Source organism: Roseospira goensis (assembly GCF_014197795.1).
Classification (GTDB): domain Bacteria; phylum Pseudomonadota; class Alphaproteobacteria; order Rhodospirillales; family Rhodospirillaceae; genus Rhodospira; species Rhodospira goensis.
Genome location: NZ_JACIGI010000006.1, coordinates 41625 through 58354, shown reverse-complemented (window position 1 = coordinate 58354; position 16730 = coordinate 41625). Strand labels below are relative to the sequence as shown.

17 protein-coding genes are annotated in these 16730 nt (G+C 70.9%); 7 read left to right on the top strand and 10 right to left on the bottom strand.

Annotated elements, in window-relative coordinates:
* Positions 1 to 68: 68 nt before the first annotated feature.
* Together GGD88_RS05215 and GGD88_RS05210 are read left to right on the top strand one after the other, a co-directional pair.
* Entirely contained in the window at positions 69 to 962 is an 894-nt protein-coding gene (locus GGD88_RS05215; protein WP_184432429.1) for an ABC transporter permease, read from the top strand.
* Positions 949 to 2052 (top strand): quaternary amine ABC transporter ATP-binding protein, encoded by a 1104-nt coding sequence (locus GGD88_RS05210; RefSeq protein ID WP_184432427.1) that lies wholly within the window; start codon positions 949 to 951, stop codon positions 2050 to 2052. The genes GGD88_RS05215 and GGD88_RS05210 overlap by 14 nt, the downstream gene beginning before the upstream one ends.
* Before the next feature lie 243 nt (positions 2053 to 2295).
* Here the strand turns inward: GGD88_RS05210 and GGD88_RS05205 are convergent, their stop codons facing one another.
* From GGD88_RS05205 to hisH, 4 genes are read right to left on the bottom strand one after another with little or no spacing between them, the layout of a single operon-like run.
* A complete protein-coding gene (locus GGD88_RS05205) occupies positions 2296 to 2655 on the bottom strand; it encodes a phosphoribosyl-ATP diphosphatase (protein WP_184432425.1) in 360 nt (119 codons plus the stop codon).
* Positions 2636 to 3418: an imidazole glycerol phosphate synthase subunit HisF gene (gene hisF, locus GGD88_RS05200; protein ID WP_184432423.1), complete on the bottom strand. Its 783-nt coding sequence runs from the start codon at positions 3416 to 3418 to the stop codon at positions 2636 to 2638. Before hisF ends, GGD88_RS05205 begins: the two co-directional genes overlap by 20 nt.
* Positions 3412 to 4173 carry a 1-(5-phosphoribosyl)-5-[(5-phosphoribosylamino)methylideneamino]imidazole-4-carboxamide isomerase gene (hisA, locus tag GGD88_RS05195; RefSeq protein ID WP_184432421.1) on the bottom strand — a complete coding sequence of 254 codons (762 nt, stop codon included), beginning with the start codon at positions 4171 to 4173 and terminating at the stop codon, positions 3412 to 3414. Before hisA ends, hisF begins: the two co-directional genes overlap by 7 nt.
* A 4-nt stretch (positions 4174 to 4177) precedes the next feature.
* Positions 4178 to 4822, bottom strand: a complete 645-nt coding sequence (hisH, locus tag GGD88_RS05190) for an imidazole glycerol phosphate synthase subunit HisH (protein WP_184432419.1) — start codon at positions 4820 to 4822, stop codon at positions 4178 to 4180.
* A gap of 249 nt (positions 4823 to 5071) precedes the next feature.
* On the opposite strand from hisH, the gene GGD88_RS05185 reads away from it, so the two are divergent.
* Positions 5072 to 6826 carry a S1C family serine protease gene (locus GGD88_RS05185; protein ID WP_184432417.1) on the top strand — a complete coding sequence of 585 codons (1755 nt, stop codon included), beginning with the start codon at positions 5072 to 5074 and terminating at the stop codon, positions 6824 to 6826.
* 29 nt (positions 6827 to 6855) lie between these two features.
* Here GGD88_RS05185 and hisB read toward each other — a convergent pair whose 3' ends face one another.
* Positions 6856 to 7455: an imidazoleglycerol-phosphate dehydratase HisB gene (hisB, locus tag GGD88_RS05180; protein ID WP_184432415.1), complete on the bottom strand. Its 600-nt coding sequence runs from the start codon at positions 7453 to 7455 to the stop codon at positions 6856 to 6858.
* A gap of 322 nt (positions 7456 to 7777) precedes the next feature.
* On the opposite strand from hisB, the gene GGD88_RS05175 reads away from it, so the two are divergent.
* Both GGD88_RS05175 and trhA read left to right on the top strand, forming a co-directional pair.
* Positions 7778 to 8224 (top strand): helix-turn-helix domain-containing protein, encoded by a 447-nt coding sequence (locus tag GGD88_RS05175; protein ID WP_343056277.1) that lies wholly within the window; start codon positions 7778 to 7780, stop codon positions 8222 to 8224.
* Between the two features lie 161 nt (positions 8225 to 8385).
* Complete coding sequence (trhA, locus tag GGD88_RS05170) at positions 8386 to 9024, top strand: PAQR family membrane homeostasis protein TrhA (protein ID WP_184432413.1); 639 nt, start codon at positions 8386 to 8388, stop codon at positions 9022 to 9024.
* 212 nt (positions 9025 to 9236) lie between these two features.
* Here the strand turns inward: trhA and paaK are convergent, their stop codons facing one another.
* From paaK to GGD88_RS05145, 5 genes are all read right to left on the bottom strand, one after another.
* Entirely contained in the window at positions 9237 to 10550 is a 1314-nt protein-coding gene (gene paaK / locus GGD88_RS05165) for a phenylacetate--CoA ligase PaaK (RefSeq protein ID WP_184432412.1), read from the bottom strand.
* A gap of 90 nt (positions 10551 to 10640) precedes the next feature.
* A complete protein-coding gene (gene pcaF, locus GGD88_RS05160) occupies positions 10641 to 11849 on the bottom strand; it encodes a 3-oxoadipyl-CoA thiolase (protein WP_184432410.1) in 1209 nt (402 codons plus the stop codon).
* Positions 11846 to 12295, bottom strand: a complete 450-nt coding sequence (paaI, locus tag GGD88_RS05155) for a hydroxyphenylacetyl-CoA thioesterase PaaI (protein WP_184432408.1) — start codon at positions 12293 to 12295, stop codon at positions 11846 to 11848. Before paaI ends, pcaF begins: the two co-directional genes overlap by 4 nt.
* A gap of 44 nt (positions 12296 to 12339) precedes the next feature.
* Positions 12340 to 13131: a 2-(1,2-epoxy-1,2-dihydrophenyl)acetyl-CoA isomerase PaaG gene (gene paaG, locus GGD88_RS05150; protein ID WP_184432407.1), complete on the bottom strand. Its 792-nt coding sequence runs from the start codon at positions 13129 to 13131 to the stop codon at positions 12340 to 12342.
* Between the two features lie 230 nt (positions 13132 to 13361).
* The gene (locus GGD88_RS05145) at positions 13362 to 14138 is read right to left on the bottom strand and encodes a Phenylacetic acid catabolic protein (protein ID WP_184432406.1); all 777 of its coding nucleotides are present in this window, start codon (positions 14136 to 14138) and stop codon (positions 13362 to 13364) included.
* 237 nt (positions 14139 to 14375) lie between these two features.
* On the opposite strand from GGD88_RS05145, the gene GGD88_RS05140 reads away from it, so the two are divergent.
* The gene (locus GGD88_RS05140) at positions 14376 to 14834 is read left to right on the top strand and encodes a flavodoxin domain-containing protein (RefSeq protein WP_343056276.1); all 459 of its coding nucleotides are present in this window, start codon (positions 14376 to 14378) and stop codon (positions 14832 to 14834) included.
* A 113-nt stretch (positions 14835 to 14947) separates the two neighbouring features.
* A complete protein-coding gene (gene paaN, locus GGD88_RS05135; protein WP_184432405.1) occupies positions 14948 to 16624 on the top strand; it encodes a phenylacetic acid degradation protein PaaN in 1677 nt (558 codons plus the stop codon).
* The last annotated feature ends 106 nt before the right edge of the window (positions 16625 to 16730 follow it).

Here is a 16730-nt window from a genome sequence, read left to right as displayed (position 1 = left end):
CGGCCCCGCGCCCGTCGCCCCCGCCCGCCCCGAGGGCGATTGACGGGGCCCATCGGAGGATCCGACCGATGGCGGAGCCAAACTGGCTGATCGACTTCCCGGCCATGGACGACGAGTCGCTGCGCGCGTTCAATCGCGCCATCGATGAGGCGTACCGGGCCTTCACCCGCACCTACGGCGCCGCCATCGAGGACGCCTTCACGCCGCTGCTGCGCCTGATGGTGTGGTTCGAGCAGCTTCTGCTCGGCGCCCCCTGGTGGCTGGTGATCCTGGCCGTCGCCGCCCTGGCCTACGGCGCCAGCCGCGGCTGGCGGCTGGTGGCCCTGGTGGTGGCCTCCTTCCTGCTCATCGGCTACCTGGGCATGTGGGAAGACACCATGCGCACCATGGCGATGATCTCGGTGTGCACCCTGATCGCCGTGGTCGTCGGGATTCCCATCGGCATTCTGCTGTCGCGCTCCGACCGGCTGAAGGCCGCGGTGGTGCCGGTGCTCGACGTCATGCAGACCATGCCCAGCTTCGTCTACCTGATCCCGGTGGTCATGCTGCTGGGTCTGGGCAAGGTGCCGGGGCTGATGGCGGTGGTGGTCTACGCCATCCCCCCGGTCATCCGCCTGACCGATCTCGGTATCCGGCTCGTGGACAAGGAGGTCCTGGAGGCCACCGACGCCTTCGGCGCCAGCCCGTGGCAACGGCTGTGGGGTGTTCAGGTGCCGCTGGCGCTGCCGAACATCATGGCCGGGGTCAATCAGACCATCATGATGGCGCTGGCGATGGTCGTCGTGGCCTCAATGATCGGGGTCAAGGGCCTGGGCCAGCCGGTGCTGCGCGCGGTCACCAACCAGTACTTCGCCATGGGCGTGCTGAACGGCCTCGCCGTGGTCATGCTGGCGATCATCTTCGACCGCGTCACCCAGTCCTACGGCCGCCGGTTGCAGAGGTACCGCGATGAGACGCGCTGACCGAACGCCGCCGGCGGACGCCGCCGCGGGCGAGGACAAGATCATCATCCGCGATCTGTACAAGATCTTCGGCCCGAACCCCGCCGGCGTTCTGCCGCTGGTGCGCGAGCAGGGCGTGGGCAAGACCGAACTGCTGGAGCGGCACGGCCACGTGCTGGGGCTGGACGACATCTCGATGACCGTGCGCGCCGGCGACGTGCACGTGGTCATGGGCCTGTCGGGGTCGGGCAAGTCCACGCTGATCCGCCACCTGAACCGCCTGATCGACCCCACCGCCGGCAGTATCCTGATCGACGGCGCCGAGGTCACGGCGCTGTCGGGGGCCGCCCTGCGGCACTTCCGGCGCCACCGCGCCAGCATGGTGTTCCAGCGCTTCGCCCTGCACCCGCACCGCACCGTGCTGGGCAACGTGGCCTACGGTCTGCGCGTGCAGGGGCTCGGCCGGCGCGCGGCGGAGGACCGCGCCCGCGTCTGGATCGAGCGGGTCGGCCTGACCGGCTTCGAGCAGCGCTACCCCGCCGCCCTGTCCGGCGGCATGCAGCAGCGCGTGGGGCTGGCCCGCGCGCTCGCCACCGACTGCGACATCCTGCTGATGGACGAGGCGTTCTCGGCGCTCGATCCGCTCATCCGCACCGACATGCAGGACGTGTTGCTGACCCTGCAGGGCGAGTTGAAGAAGACCATTGTGTTCATCACCCACGACCTGGACGAGGCGCTGCGCATCGGCGACCGCATCGCCATCCTGCGCGACGGCGCCGTGGTTCAGGAGGGCACCACGCCCGAGATCGTGATGCGGCCCGCCGACGCCTACATCGCCGACTTCGTCAAGGACATCAACCGCGCCCGCGTGCTGCGCGTGAAGGCGGTGACGAGTGCGGAGATCAAGGGCGCGCGCGGGGCCGTGCTGTCGGCGCAGGCGACGCTGGAAGAGGCCTTGACCTTCTTCCACGAGGACCCGTCGGGCCGTCGCCCGGTGCACGTGGCCGAGCGCGGCGTGGTGGGCTCGGTGGGGTTGCCGGAGATCCTGCGCGCGATCGAGCGGCCCAACGTGGGGCCGTCGGACGCGCGGGCGTCGGTGCTGACGTCGTAGGGCGCTGGGCGCGGTCCCACGCCGGAGCGTGGGACCGAGAGAGGGACTCTCACGCCCACGCGGTCCCACGCCGGAGCGTGGGACCGAGAAATCGGGGTCTCGCGCCCACGCTCCCGCGTGGGCGCCATAACATCCCTCGCGCCCACGCTCCCGCGTGGGCGCCATATCATCCCTCGCGCCCACGCTCCCGCGTGGGCGCCATATCATCCCTCGCGCCCACGCTCCCGCGTGGGCGCCGGGCCACTATTCGGCGGTTCGGCCCGCCTTCTCCTCCAGGCCCGAGGTGCCGAAGCGGCGCGCCAGTTCGGTCCACACCGCCTCCGGCGCCACCCCGGCCTGCGCCCACAGCACCGCGAGGTGATACAACAGGTCGGCGCTCTCGGTGACCACGGCGTCGGGGCCTTCGGCCAGCGAGGCCACCACCACCTCGGTGGCCTCCTCGCCCAGCTTCTGGGCAATCTTGGCGGGGCCGCGCGCGAACAGCTTGGCGGTGTACGACTCCGCCGGGTCCGCGCCCTTGCGGCTATCCACCACCCGACTCAGGTGGTCGAGCACGCGCCCATCGGGCGGCGCCGCGGCGCCGTCAGCTTCGGGGGCTGCCATGATCGTCCTCCCGCACCGCGATGCCGGCGGCGCGCATGTGGGCCTTGGCGTCGGCGATCGAGTGTTCGCCGAAATGGAAGATCGACGCCGCCAGGACGGCTGTCGCGTGGCCGTCACGGATGCCCTCGACCAGGTGGTCGAGCGTCCCGACCCCGCCCGACGCGATGACCGGCACGCGCACGGCATCGGCCACCGCCCGGGTCAGCGGGATGTCGAAGCCCTGGCGGGTGCCGTCGCGGTCCATGCTGGTGAGCAGGATCTCGCCCGCGCCCAGCTCCACCATGCGCTGCGCCCAACCGATGGCCTCGATGCCGGTCGGCTCGCGGCCGCCGTGGGTGAAGATCTCGAAGCGGTCGGGGCCGACCCGCTTGGCGTCCACCGCCACCACGATGCACTGGGTGCCGAACTTCTCGGCGGCCTCGCGCACGAAGTCGGGATTGCGCACGGCGGCGGTGTTGATGGACACCTTGTCCGCCCCGGCGAGCAGCAGCCGGCGCACGTCGTCCACGGTGCGCACGCCGCCGCCCACGGTGAGCGGCATGAAACAGCGGTCGGCGGTGCGGGCGACCACGTCGTAAAGGGTCTCGCGGTTGTCACTGCTGGCGGTGATATCGAGGAAGCACAGCTCGTCCGCGCCGGCGGCGTCGTAGACCGTGGCCTGCTCCACCGGGTCGCCGGCGTCGCGCAGGTTGACGAAGTTCACACCCTTGACGACGCGACCGTCCTTGACGTCCAGGCAGGGAATGACCCGCATCTTCAGCATGGCGCGGCCCCGTTGCCGTCGGTGTCGGCCAGCACCCGCAGCGCCGCCGCCAGGTCGAGGCGGCCGTCATACAGGGCGCGGCCGCTGATGACGCCGACCAGGCCGCTGGCCCGCCGCCGCGCCACCGCGCGCACGTCGTCCAGCGACGCGATGCCGCCGGACAGGATCACCGGCGTGGTCAGGCGCGCGGCCAGGGCGGCGGTGGCCTCCAGGTTGGGCCCCTGCATGACGCCGTCGCGGTCGATGTCGGTGTGGATGATGGCGTCAACGCCCGCGTCCTCGAACCGCAGTGCCAGATCCAGCGCGGTCACGGTGGAGGTCTCGGCCCAGCCCTCGACCGCCACGCGGCCGTCGCGGGCGTCGATGCCGACCGCGATCCGGCCCGGGAACTCGGCGCAGGCCTTGCGCACAAGCGCCGGGTCGCGCAGCGCCACGGTGCCCAGGATGACGCGGGCGACCCCCTTCTCCAGCCAGAACTCGATGGTCGACAGGTCGCGGATGCCGCCGCCGAGCTGCACCGGCACATCACGGTGGCCGGCCGCGGCGAGGATGGCCTCCACCGGCGCCTCGTTGACGGGGTGGCCGGTGAAGGCACCGTTCAGGTCGACGACATGCAGCCAACGGCAGCCGGCATCGACGAACAGCCGGGCCTGGGCGCCGGGGCTGTCGTTGAACACGGTGGCGCGGTCCATGTCGCCCTTGAGCAGGCGCACACACTGACCGTCCTTCAGGTCGATGGCGGGAAACAGGATCATCGCGTCACGGCGTCCAGCGCAGGAAGTTGGCGATCAGCCGCAGCCCGGTGGCCTGGCTCTTCTCGGGATGGAATTGCGTGCCGACCATGGTGTCCCGGCCCACCATGGCGGTGATCGGTCCGCCGTAGTCGGTGGTCGCCAGGGCCTGATCCGGCGCGTCCAGCACCACGGCATAGGAGTGCACGAAATAGGTATGCTGACCGCTGTGCACCCCCGCCAGCACCGGGTGATCGGGCTGTGTCAGGGTCAGCGTGTTCCAGCCCATGTGGGGCACCTTCAGGGCCGGATCGGCCGGCCGGATGGGATCCACCACGCCGTCGATCCAGCCCAGGCCGGGGTGGGTGCCGTGTTCGTGGCCCTCGCGGGCCATGAGCTGCATGCCCACGCAGATGCCGAGGAACGGACGGCCGCGGTCACGGACCGCCTCGGTCAGGGCCTCGGCCATGCCGGCGACCGCGTCCAGGCCGCGCTTGCAGTCGCCGAACGCGCCCACGCCGGGCAGCACCACACGATCAGCCCGGCGCACGTCGTCGGGCCGGCTGGTGACGACGATGCGGGCCGCGGACTTGCTTTCCAGCGCCGCGCGCTCGAACGCTTTGGCGGCGGAGCGCAGGTTTCCGGAGCCATAGTCGATGATGGCGACGCTCATGACGGGACCGTGGACCCTCCGGGCGGGAGACGAACAGCGCCCTGCTTGTATCAGGATGCCGGGGCGGGAGAAAGCCCCTCGCCGGAACGCTGGGATGACGCGACGGACGCCGCGACAATGCCTTGCTCAGGGCGAGTGTAGCCCGCAAAGGGCGTGACAGATGCCATGTTTTGCGTGTACGATAAAAGTCGTATCACCAAAAGGTGCATCTTGGGGGTGCCAATGGGGGTGGATGTGCGCGAGCCGCGCATGTCGCGCGCGCCGAGAGCGGCCGACCGGCGGCGCACCGCGGCCTCCCGGGGGACCTGCCAACGGCGCCCGGGCCGGGTCGGCGCGGTGCTGCTCGTGGTCGGCACCGTCGGCCTGACGGCCTGTGGCGGCGGCTCCGCGGTGCGGGACGCCGGCCCGGCCCCCGACGTGCCCCCGCTGACCCCGGCCCAGGTCGCCGCCGCCGGGACCCTGGCGCTGTCCCACGTGGTGCAGGGCCGGCGCGCCGTCAGCCGGACCTACCGGTCCTCCCTGGTCTGTGCGGCGCCCCGCCAGCCCCCCTCCGACCCCGCCGAGGCCCGCGACGTCACAGCCGCCGTGCGCGGCGCCTTCGTCGATGTCCTGGGCGATGCCCTGGGGTTCCCGCTGGCGGGCCGCCGCGACTCCCTGTTCGACGCGTCGGCCGGGGACGCCGAGTTCGCGCTGGCCGCCCGGATCACGACGCTGCGCTACGCGCTGTGCCGCCACATGACGCTCGCCGGTCGCCACGCCGGCACCAGCGGGCGTGCCGACGCCGACCTCACCGTCGAGGTCCAGGACCGGATCGCCCGGGAGGTCGTCTTCACCGGCACCGTCAGCGCGACCGCGAGGCTGGACGACCCTGTCCCCGGCACCGCCGAAGACGCCCTGCTGGCCCGCCTCTTCACCGATGCGCTGGCGCAGTTGGCGGCCGACAACACGTTCCGGCGCGCGATCGTCACCGGCATTCCCAAGGGCGAAACCCTGCGCCGAGCGGATGCCGACGCCTTCGCCGTCGGCGCCGCGGCGCTCATCCCCGCGGCGGCGTCCCCGGGCGGCGCGGGCCGGCTGACCCTCACCGGACCGGCCCTGTTCCGCGCCCCCATGACCCTGAATGTCGACCGCCTCCGCGCCGCCACGGTCACCGTGCTGGGGCTGTCCGGCCACGGCAGCGGCTTCTTCGTGGCCCCCGATGGCTGGCTGCTGACCAACGCCCACGTGGTCGAGGGCGGAGAGGTGTTCCGGGTCCGCCTTTCCGACGACCGCGAGCTGTGGGCGCGCGTCGAACGGCGCCATCCGGTTCGCGACGTCGCCTTGCTGAAGGTGGCCGGCCGCGGCTTCGAGGCGCTGCCGATCCGCCCCACCCTGGCGCAGGTCTCCGAGACGACCTACGCCATCGGCACGCCGGCCTCGCGCGCCCTCGGCCAGACCGTCAGCCAAGGCATCGTCAGCGCCTACCGGCGCGGCGCGCATAAGGGCCTGGACGTCTACCAGGCCACGACGCCGATCCACGCCGGCAATAGCGGCGGCCCCCTGGTGGACGCGTGGGGCAACGTGGTGGCCGTCTCGGTGGCGATCATCAGCGAGGGGTCGCGCAGGCTGGGCGCGGGCCTCGGGTTCTTCATCCCGATCCACGATGCCCTGGCCCATGTGGGCGTCGAGGTCGCCCCGCAGGCCCCGGCCCCCGCGCCGGCGCCGACGGCATGGCAGGCCTGGGCACACCCGGCCCAGGGTCCGGCCCCGGCGCCCGTGCCGACGTGGGCCTACGGCGCCGCCGCACCCGGCGGTGTCGCCCCGGCCCCGTGGACAGCGGCCCCGCCAGCCCTGGCCGGTCCGTGGCCCGGCCGTCCGGCCGCACCCCCGTCCCCGACACCGCCGGCAGCCGGGGCACCGCCGTACCCCTCTGCGCCGACTTCTGCTGCTCCCCACGCCGGATACACCGATGGACACGCCCCCGGACACGCACCATGGCCCCCCTCCCCGACGCCGCGCCTGTGAGGTCCGCGCGACGGCGGCAGCCGCGCGCGCTACATCGAGCCGCCCAAGACCCCCTTGGTGGAGGGCACGGCATCGGCCTTGCGCGGGTCGATCTCGGTGGCGCGGCGCAGCGCCCGGGCCAGCGCCTTGTAGCAGCTCTCCGCCATGTGATGGGTGTTCTCGCCGTACAGGGTCTCGACATGCAGGGTCGCCCCCGCCGTCTGCGCGAAGGCCTGGAACCACTCCTTGAACAGCTCGGTGTCAAAGTCGCCGAGCTTGGCGCGCGGGAACGCCACCCGCCACACCAGATAGGGCCGGTTCGACAGGTCGATGGCCACGCGCGTCAGGGTCTCGTCCATGGGCACCAGCGCATCCCCGTAGCGCTGGATGCCGGTGCGCTGTCCGAGCGCCTGGGACACCGCCGTTCCGATCGCCAGCGCGCTGTCCTCGGTGGTGTGGTGAAAGTCGATGTGGGTGTCGCCCTCGGCCCGTACGGTCAGGTCCATCAGGCTGTGCCGCGCCAGTTGCTCCAGCATGTGGTCGAGGAACCCGACCCCCGTGGCCACGTCATACTCCCCCGACCCATCAAGATTGACGGTGACGGCGATCCGCGTTTCCTTCGTGACCCGTTCGAGGCTGGCCTGGCGCATGCTGATATCCTGTCTGCTGCTGTCCCGCGTGCCGGCGTCCGACGCATCCGAGCACGTGAGCGCCGTTCTACCAAAGCCCCACCCGTTCCACCAGCGCGCTCAATTCGCTTGTGGGTAGCGCCCCCGAAACGGCAAGAATAAGATGCATGAGACAAGGTCGCTCAACACTTCTTCCTGAGCGGGCATCATGGCCACAATACGTCCTTAGCGGGTTTTGCGACCGCCATGCCGGGACGTCGCGCAGGCGCCATGGAGAGGGGATGGACTTGTGACGGAACAGACCTTTGACGACCCGGGCGGGCGTCGCACGGAGGCGGATCCCGTGGATGTCTACGTCGGCCGCCGGCTGCGCCAGCGACGGCAGCTCCTGAAGATGAGCCAGGAGCAGTTGGCGCGGGCCATCGGCGTGACCTTCCAGCAGATCCAGAAGTACGAACGCGGCGCCAACCGGATCAGCGCAAGCCGCCTCTACGACATCGCCCAGGTCATGGGCGTGCCCATCAACTTTTTCTTCGACTTCATCGAGGAAGAGATCGAGGAGCGCGAGGGGCCGCGCGGCCTCGGCCAGCCCACCGAGCCCGCCCCGCACGACGACCGCTCCACCCACCCCGAGTCCATCATGCTGGTCACCGCCTATTGGCGTCTGCCCAGCGACGACATCCGCCGCAAGTCGCTGTCGCTGCTGCGCTCCATGTCCGGGCTCAAGGACAAGAAGGGCGAGCCGCTGCCGGACGACGACGACCTGCCCGACCTGGAAGGGGTTGATTAGCGACCGACCCCATGCGAAAGCGAGAGTGTCGGTCCGGGGGCGCCGGCCACCGGGACCCGCCGGTCTCGTATCGGGCGGCGGCGTCTCCGCCGGAATGCCCCCAGGCGCCGAGCGAGTCGTGCAGCCAAGCAAGAGGTCGCGCCGCAATGTCTCCTGTTGGCATGCCCCCTGTCGCCACACCCTCCGAACGTTGGCTCGACGGCATCGTCCATGTCATCAGCGTCGCCCTGGCGCTGGCGGCCGTCACCACGCTGCTGGTCCGTGCCGTGCCGATCGGGGACGGCGCCGTGATCGCGGCCGTCACGATCTATGGGCTTGGGCTGTTGGCGAGCTTCGGCCTGTCGGCCGCCTACAACATCACCTGGGCGCCGGCCTGGAAGGCGCGTTTGCGTCGGCTCGACCACGCCGCCATCTTCCTGTTGATCGCCGGGACCTACACGCCGTTCGCCCTGGTCAGCCTGGCCGGTCCGGTCGGCTACACCCTGCTCGCGGTGGTGTGGACGGTCGCGGTCGGTGGCCTGGCGCTGAAGCTCGCGCGCCCGGGCCGATACGAGCGCCTGTCGCTCGCCCTGTACCTCGCGCTCGGCTGGACCGGCCTGGCCGCCGCCGGTTCCCTGGTGGCGGCGCTGCCGCCCGCCGCGCTCGGCCTGCTGCTGGCGGGCGGGATCCTGTACAGCGCGGGCGTGCTGTTCTATGTGGCCAAGCGCCTGCGCTTCAACCGCGCCATCTGGCACACCTTCGTGCTGGCGGCGGCGGTGTGCCACTACGTGGCGGTCAGCGAGTCCGTGTTCGCCGGGTAGAGCGGACCGCGCGACAGCCGACCCACCCGGTCCGGTGCCCGCGCCGATCCGCGCGGCCTTAGCGCCGATCGCTCGAAATCGGAACCACGATGTGGTTCGGATTGATCGCGTGACTCCGCGCGACCTCTATGATTCTCAGCCGATTTTTGCGGCAAACCGAAATCGCGCCGCGAGTCCGGTTTGTCGCAATCGGCTGTATGGCGCGATCTGCCCTAGCTCTTCGGTCGCAGGTCCACGACCCGCTTGGCCTTGCCCATCGAGCGTTCGATGCCGCCGTCCTCGACGACCTTGACGCGCGTGCTGATGCCGATGAACGACTTGATATGGTGTTGCAGGTCACGCGCCGCGGCATCCCGGGCGCTCTCGTCCGCCAGGCCGGGCCGGGTCTCGACGTTGACCGTGACGTGGTCGAGGTGGTTTTCGCGCGTCACCTCGATCTGATAGTGCGGCGACAGGCGCGCGTCCTTCAGGATCATCTCCTCGATCTGCGTCGGGAAGACGTTGACGCCGCGGATGATGAGCATGTCGTCCGAGCGCCCGGTGATCTTGCCCATGCGCCGCATCGAGCGCGCGGTGCCCGGCATCAGGCGGGTCAGGTCGCGGGTGCGGTAGCGGATGACCGGCATGGCTTCCTTGGTCAGGCTGGTGAACACCAGTTCGCCCAGTTCCCCGTCCGGCAGCACCGCGCCCGTCTCGGGGTCGATGATCTCCGGGTAGAAGTGGTCCTCCCAGATGTGCAGGCCGTCCTTGCTCTCGATGCACTCCTGCGCCACCCCGGGACCGATGACCTCCGACAGGCCATAGATGTCGATGGCGTCGATGCCGAGACGGGTCTCCAGCGCGCCCCGCATCTGGCCGGTCCAGGGCTCCGCCCCGAAGATGCCGATGCGCAGCGAGCAGTCGCGCGGGTCCATGCCCTGGCGCTCCATCTCGTCGGCGATCACCAGCATGTAGGACGGGGTGACCATGATGATGTCGGGTTCGAAATCCTTGATGAGCTGGACCTGCTTCTCGGTCTGGCCGCCCGACATGGGGATGACGGTGGCGCCCAGCTTCTCGGCGCCGTAGTGCGCGCCCAGTCCGCCCGTGAACAGCCCGTAGCCGTAGGAAACCAGGACCCGGCTGTTGTGCCGCCCCCCGGCGGCGCGGATCGAGCGCGCCATCACCGTCGCCCACATGTCGATGTCGGCGCGGGTGTAGCCCACCACGGTGGGCTTGCCGGTGGTGCCGGAGGAGGCATGGATCCGCACCACCTCGCTCATCGGCACGGCGAAGCTGTTGAACGGATAGGTCTCGCGCAGATCCTGCTTGGTCGTGAACGGGAAGCGGGCCAGGTCCGAGAGGTCCTTGAAGTCGCGCGGATGCACGCCGTGGGCGTCGCACTTGGCCCGGAAATGCGGCACGTTCTCGTAGGCGTGGCGCAGGCTCCAGGCCATGCGGCGGGTCTGCACGGCGGCGATCTGATCGCGCGTGGCCAGCTCGATCGGGTCCAGTTCGTGTTCGAGCGGGCGCTTGGTCAGGTCCATGGTCTCCTCCCGGAAACGTGCTGTGTTCGTGGCCCGGAGGTCCGGGCGGGTCTGCTGGCGGGCGATGGGGGACGGTCCGGCGGCGCGATCCTAAACCCGCTCCAGGATCATGGCGATACCCTGTCCGACGCCGATGCACATGGTGCACAGGGCGTAGCGCCCCTGGCGACGGTGCAGTTCGTAGAGCGCGGTCGTGACCAGCCGCGCCCCCGACATGCCGAGCGGATGGCCGAGTGCGATGGCGCCACCGTTGGGGTTCACGTGCTCGGCGTCATCGGGAAGCCCGAGGTCGCGCAACACCGCCAGCGCCTGGCTGGCGAACGCCTCGTTCAGTTCGACGACGTCCATGTCGGCCAGCGTCAGGCCGGCGCGGGCCAGAACCTTGCGGGTCGCCGGGGCGGGGCCGATGCCCATGATGCGCGGCGGCACGCCGGCCGTCGCCATCGCGACCACCCGGGCGCGCGGAGTCAGGCCATGGCGGGCGGCGCCGGCCTCGCTCGCCACCAGCAGCGCGGCGGCGCCGTCGTTGACGCCGGAGGCGTTGCCGGCGGTCACCGTGCCGCCGGGCTTGACCACGCCCTTCAGCTTCGCCAGCGCCTCGGGCGTGGTGTCGGGGCGCGGGTGTTCATCGGTCTCCACGACCAGAGGATCGCCCTTGCGGCGCGGCACCGTCACCGGCGTGATCTCCTCGGCCAGCCGCCCGGCGGCCTGGGCGGCGGCACACCGCGCCTGGCTGCGCAGCGCAAAGGCGTCCTGGTCGGCGCGCGCCACACCGAAGTCCTCGGCCACATTCTCCGCCGTCTCCGGCATCGAGTGCGTGCCGTGCCCGGCGTGCATCAGCGGGTTGACGAAGCGCCAGCCGATGGTGGTGTCGTGCACCGCATGGGCGCGGGTGAACGCGGCCTCCGCCTTGGGCATCACGAACGGCGCCCGGCTCATGCTTTCCACCCCGCCGGCGATCATCAGGTCGGCCTCGCCGGCCTTGATGGCGCGGGCGGCGATGCCGACCGCGTCCATGCCGGAGCCGCACAGGCGGTTCACCGTGCTGCCCGGCACCGCCTCCGGCAGACCCGCGAGCAGCGCGCACATGCGGGCGACGTTGCGGTTGTCCTCGCCGGCCTGGTTGGCGCAGCCGTAGATCACGTCCTCGACCGCCCCCCAGTCTACCGACGGGTTGCGGTCCATCAGCGCCCGGAGGGGCACCACGCCCAGGTCATCGGCGCGCACCGGTGCCAGCGCGCCGCCGTAGCGGCCGATGGGGGTCCGGATGGCGTCGCACAGGAAGGCGTCGGTGGTCATAGCGGGGGTTCCTCTCCCTCGGTGACGCGGCCGGAGAGGGTGCGGGAATTGCCCCGGAACAGGGCCAGAACCTCGCCGTCCTGGTTGGTCACGGTAACGTCGGTGATGCCGGCGCGGCCCTTCTTCACCACCTCGACCGCCTCCGCCGTCAGACGGTCGCCCAGCTTGCCGGGCGCCAGGAAGCTGATGGAGCAGGCACTGGCCACCGTCACCACGTCGTGGCTGTTGCAGCAGTAGGCGAAGGCGGTGTCGGCCAGGGTGAAGCACACGCCGCCGTGGAGAATGTCGTGCCCGTTGACCATGAAGTCCCGCACCTCCATGACGGCACGGGCGTAGCCGGGACGGGTCTCCTCGATGGCGATCCCCATGTGCCGCGCGGTGTGATCGCGCGGGTACATGGCGCGGGTGGTGGCCTCGGCGACCGCCCGACGGGTGTCCTTGTCCATGGATGCGGGGTCCTCCCGGCAGCGTACGGCGGACAGCGGGCTGGTCACCGCCCCGTGAAGGCGGGCGGCCGCTTGTCCAGGAAGGCCCGCACCCCTTCCGCGTAGTCCGCGGTACCGCCGGCGAGGGTCTGGAGGTCGCGCTCCAGGTCCAGTTGCTCGTCCAGCGTGTTGCCAGCCGACGCCGCCAGAGCCCGCTTGATGAGCGCGAGGCCGGTCGTGGGCTGCCCCGCCAGATGGCGCGCCAGCGCGGTCGCTTCGGTCATCAGGGTGTCGTCGTCGACCGCCTTCCAGATCATGCCCCACTCCGCCGCCTGCTCGGCCGACACCGCCTCGCCCAGCATCATCAGGGCGGCGGCGCGCGCCGGCCCGACCAGGCGGGGCAGCGTCCAGGTCCCGCCGGAGTCCGGCACCAGCCCGATCTTGCAGAACGCCTGGATGAAGCGGGCGGAGCGGGCCGCCAGCACGATGTCGCAGGCCAGCGCCAGGTTGGCGCCGGCGCCGGCGGCGACACCGTTGACGGCGCAGATCACCGGCATGCGCAAGCCCCGGACGGCCCGCACCATCGGATTGTACCGCCTCTCGATGGACTCGCCGATGTTCGGCGCATCCTCCCCCGGCGCCACGGCGCGGTCGTTGAGGTCCTGGCCGGCACAGAAGCCGCGCCCGGCCCCGGTGATGAGGGTGCAGCGGATGGTGTCGTCGGACGCGATCGCACTGAGGGCATCGGCCAGCGCCGCGTGCATCTCGACGGTGAAGCTGTTGAGTGTGGCGGGGCGGTTCAGGGTCACGGTGGCGACGCCGTCGGCGCGCGCGAACAGAACGGTCGGCTCGGACATGATCGCTGGGGTCCCCTCCCTGTCGGCACAGCGACCGCGCGTCTCGTGACGCTCGCGGCCCGGCCCGTCCCCATGCTGATACGGCGGCATCGTGATACGCCTGTGCGGGGTTGGCGCCGAAAACTGTGTGATGTTTCTTGGTCTCGCTTCTTGGCGCCTCGCCGAAGTCCTGTCGCCCCCAAAATTCCTGCGGGAACCAGCCGCCGGCCGGACCGCGGCGTCGGCCGGGCTCAGGACGGAATGGGCGGCGCGGTCAGGCCGAGGGCGGTCAGCCGGGGATTGATCCCGGCCACCCAGCGGTTCAGCAGCTCCGCATTGGTATGGCGGCGCAGGCCGAATTGCCGGTAGCGCTCGAAGTGCAACGAGTCGACGCGCCCGAAGGTGTGGGCGACGCGCGGATACCAGTAGTCCACCGCCACCTGCGACGCGGCCGTGGTGCGCCCGCGCGCGATGGCCTGGGCGATGCCGGTCTCGCCGGCGGCGGCATGCGCCGCCTCGCGGGCCGCGATGTCGCCCATGACGGCGCACAGCGGGCGGAACGAGCAGTCCGCCAGCTCGCCGAGTTGCACCGACACGGCCGTCCCCATCAGCATGTTCATGGTGACCGCGTCCAGCCATCCCTCCAGCGGCGCGTGAAACACGTTGAGGCGCTTGTCGCCGCCGACCCGGCGGCTGCCCAGGTCGAGGTCCCGGTCCAGGCGCGAGGCCCAGCAGTGCGCGCGCACGTACAGCGTCGGGTTGATGCCGAACGGCGCCATGATCTCCAGCACCGTCTGGGCGTGGTCGAACTTCTCGGCCACGATGCGCGCCGCCGTGGCCCGCTCGCGCAGGCCGGGGGCGCTGTTGATGAAGGGCACCAGCCCGGCCGTCCCGGCCAGCTCGCTGTCCACGAAGACCGCCAGCACGCGCATCAACTCGGCGCGATAGCCGGCGGAGGCCTCGCTCGCATCGGCCAGCTTCTCGCCCCGGGCAATCCGGGCGGTCACATCGGCATCCGTCGTTCCCATGGTGATCGTCTCTCGCGCTGGAGCGTTGCAGAGCGGCGGACGAGCCCCGTCCCGTGGAGCGTCCCCACTCTGTTTAGAAGGGATACAAAAATAGACACAAGAGCCGAAACTTGGTATCGGAATTTTCGGGCCGACCCGCGCCACGGCGACCGCGACCGGTCGTCCCGCGGAGGGAGCGTAGCCAATCGCCGCGCCCGGAACCACCACCTTTGGCGCCGGCGCCCTGGAGACACGCGCGTGAACATTCTCGTCATCGTCGGAACGGAATCGGGCAACGCCCAGATGGTGGGCGAGACCGTCGGGGACGAACTCGCCCGCCTGGGGCACGACGTCACCGTGGTCGAAGAGGACGCGGGCGACCTGGACGCGCTGGCCCTGCCGGCGCGGACGGCGGTGCTGGTCTGCACCTCGACCCACGGGCTGGGCGAGTTGCCCGACAACATCATTCCGTTCGCCGACGCGCTGAAGGCGCAGACGCCGGACCTGTCGCACCTGAAGTACGGGATCATCGCCCTGGGCGACCAGACCTATGGCGAGACCTTCTGCAAGGCCGGCAAGGACATGGACGCCCTGATGGCCGCCAGCGGCGCGCAGAAACGCGGCGAGCGCCTGGAGATCGACGCCTGCACCCAGCCACTGCCGGACGAGGACGCGGTGGATTGGCTGAAGGACTGGCTGCCGCTGCTGGAGGGCTGAGGCCCGCCGATTATCCGCGCGCGCCGAAGCCGCCGCTCGGCAGTCGTCGTCCCGCGCGCGCCCGGAAAAACCCGACCAAACAAGTCAACAATCATTGAGGGAGGATGCGCCCGATGAGCGCCGAGCTGTTCGTCGCCAAACACCGCGACACCCTGAACACGGCCCTGGAGGCCCTCACCAGCCGCGGCTATTGGTCGCCCTACCCGGAGATGCCGAGTCCACGCGTGTACGGGGAGACCGCCGCCGCCGACGGCGAGACCGCCTTCCAGGGCCTGCAGAACCGGCCCTTCGACCTGGACCAGCCGGGGGCCGGCGAGGGCCGCGTCGGCGGCGAACGCTCCCCCTTCGGCTTCGACCTGGGGATCACCTACCCGCGCGTCGATCGCGAGGCGCTGCTGGGCGCCGCCGAGGCCGCCCTCCCCGCCTGGCGAGACGCCGGGCCCCTGGCCCGGGCGGGGGTGTGCCTGGAGATTCTGCATCGGCTCAACGCCCACAGTTTCCTGATGGCCCACGCGGTCATGCACACCACAGGCCAGGGCTTCCTGATGGCCTTTCAGGCCGGCGGCGCCCACGCCCAGGACCGGGGTCTTGAAGCGGTCGCCTGTGCCTACGCGGAGCAGGCCGCCATCCCGGCGTCCGCGCGCTGGGAGAAGCCGCAAGGCAGCAAGGCCCCACCGCTGGTGGTCGACAAGACGTGGCACCTGGTGCCGCGCGGCGTCGCGGTGGTGGTCGGCTGCGCCACGTTCCCGACCTGGAACGGCTACCCCGGCCTGTTCGCTAGCCTGGCGACCGGCAATCCGGTGATCGTCAAGCCGCACCCCAACGCGACGCTGCCGCTGGCCCTGACCGTGCGGGTGGCGCGGGAGGTCCTGGCCGAAGCCGGATTCGACCCCAACACGGTCCTGCTGGCCGCCGACGATCCCGCCGCCCCGATCGCCAAGGACCTGTGCACCGACCCGCGCGTGCGGATCGTGGACTTCACCGGTTCGGCGGCCTTCGGCACCTGGCTGGAGCGGAACTGCCCGCAGGCGCAGGTCTATGCCGAGAAGTCGGGGGTCAACTACCTGGTCATCGAAAGCACCGATGACTTCAAGGGCCTGACCCGCAACCTCGCCTTCACGCTGTCCCTGTATTCCGGGCAGATGTGCACGACCTCGCAGAACATCTTCATCCCGAAGGACGGCATCGAGACCGAGGACGGCCACAAGTCGTTCGACGAGGTGTGCCAGGGTATCGCCACCGCCGTGGACAAGTTCCTCGGCAACACCGAACGGGCCGTGGAGGTTCTCGGCGGCATCTGCAACCCGGACACCCTGGCCCGCATCGACGAGGCCCGCGGCCTGGGGCGCGTGGTGCTGGACAGCCGTGCCGTCGACCATCCCGGCTTCCCCGAGGCCACCGTGCGCACACCGATCCTGGTCGCGCTGGCCGCCGCCGACCGCGCGGTGTTCGAGGACGAACGCTTCGGCCCCATCGCCTTCCTCATCGCCTGCGAGTCGGGCGCGGCCGCGCTGACGCTGGCGGCCGAGACGGTCGAGGCCAAGGGGGCGATCACCGGCGGGGTCTACACCGTCAACCCGGAGATGGAGGCCCGGGCGGTCGACCTGGCGCTGCGCGCCGGTATCAACCTGGCGCTGAACTTCACCGGCGGGGTCTACGTCAACCAGTCGGCCGCGTTCTCAGACTTCCACGCCACCGGTGCGAACCCGGCGGCCAACGCCGCGCTGTCCGACGCCGCCTTCGTCGCCAACCGCTTCCGCCCGGTCTGCATCCGTCGCATGGGCGCCTAGAGCCGATTTCGAACGCGGATCGGCTCTACATTATTGATTTTACAACCGACTATCGCGACAAACCGGAATCGCGGCACGATTTCGGTTTGTCGCACTCGGCTGTCAT